3 protein-coding genes are annotated in these 1,104 nt (G+C 41.3%); 2 read left to right on the top strand and 1 reads right to left on the bottom strand.

Annotated elements, in window-relative coordinates; genetic code table 11:
* Both J5224_RS29285 and J5224_RS29280 read left to right on the top strand, forming a co-directional pair.
* Window positions 1-428: hypothetical protein (locus J5224_RS29285; protein WP_264628582.1), on the top strand; the 428-nt coding region annotated here is incomplete at its 5' end.
* On the top strand, window positions 412-807 hold the full coding sequence (locus J5224_RS29280; protein WP_264628581.1) for a hypothetical protein: 396 nt from the start codon (window positions 412-414) through the stop codon (window positions 805-807). The genes J5224_RS29285 and J5224_RS29280, both read left to right, overlap by 17 nt.
* A gap of 80 nt (window positions 808-887) precedes the next feature.
* Here J5224_RS29280 and J5224_RS29275 read toward each other — a convergent pair.
* A partial coding sequence (locus J5224_RS29275; RefSeq protein WP_264628580.1) for a hypothetical protein occupies window positions 888-1,104 on the bottom strand: 217 nt, incomplete at its 5' end.

Raw genomic sequence — 1,104 nt, 5'->3', positions numbered from 1 at the left:
ATATTTTAATCGAAAATTTTTCCCTTTCGGTTGAACCGCTCGATCTAGATAATGAAAGAGAGCGATATTTAGCTGCGCATTGGCATTTGCTGCCCAAAGCGGCTTTTATGGTCGCTTGTCAACGCCATAAGAGCACTCTTTTTCAGTGTGGAATCTGGTGGAAGCTTGAAAAATCTGTCAGGCAGTTTTCGCTGTTGAATTTTCTTGATAATAAGCAGGTGGATGCGTCTGCTTATTCTCTTGAGCAATATGCGTTGTGCGCTAAAAGAGAAATTGATTTATTCTCCTCTTCTGTCTCGACGGTAATAAGAGAACGACTGCCATTATTGTTTCCACCGGACGACGATAGCGGAAATGCGCCACCACTATTAACCGGTGATAATGAATTAGTCATGAGGATGGCCATTCAACATGTTCAAAGAAGTTGATACGTCATATGCTGATATGCTGCAAGAAAATGTGCTGTTAGCAAACAAGAACCGTGTAACGCATAATCTGAAAATCAGCGTAGTTGCTCAGGCCCGAGAACATGCCAAAAAGATTATCAGAGAGGCGAATCGTGATGCTGAGGCAATTCGTCAGCAGGCCTATCGCAATGGTTATGAACACGGAGTCATGACCTCAATTGAAACAGTAACCCGTTTTATTGAGGACAAACAAGGCATTGTGAACGAAATCTACGGGCAGGTTCGCCAACAAGCAAAGCGCTTGCTGAGTGACACGGTCAATAAGGAGAGCGTGATTTGTGCCTTGTTTGAAAGCTGGGCCGATGAGATTGATGGTCGAGATGACAAAACGCCTTTATAAACGCAGATTAATGGCCTATATTGATAGTAAGCATCGAGGGGGCGTCATTTTTGAGTAACATCAAGATTTACGATATGTATTTAAGTATCGTGAGCAACTGGTCGAATTTTTACCAGAAACGTTTGTTGATAATCAAATAGATACTTTTTTTGACACACAATCAATGTATGAAAGTTGTGAACAGCTTTCCCAGCAAACATTGGAAAAGCTTTATGCGCAACTTGAAATGTATTCACCACCGAGTGAGGTGTTGATATCGGAAAATGATGATAATCAAGGAAAAATAAGCAATGACAA

It is taken from the genome of Candidatus Symbiopectobacterium sp. NZEC135 (genome assembly GCF_025962695.1).
This window is presented reverse-complemented; position numbering and strand designations above follow the sequence as displayed.

Bases quoted from the DNA above. Each gene is read 5' to 3' on its own strand.
- J5224_RS29280 (WP_264628581.1), top strand. From the start codon at position 412: ATGTTCAAAGAAGTTGATACGTCATATGCTGATATGCTGCAAGAAAAT.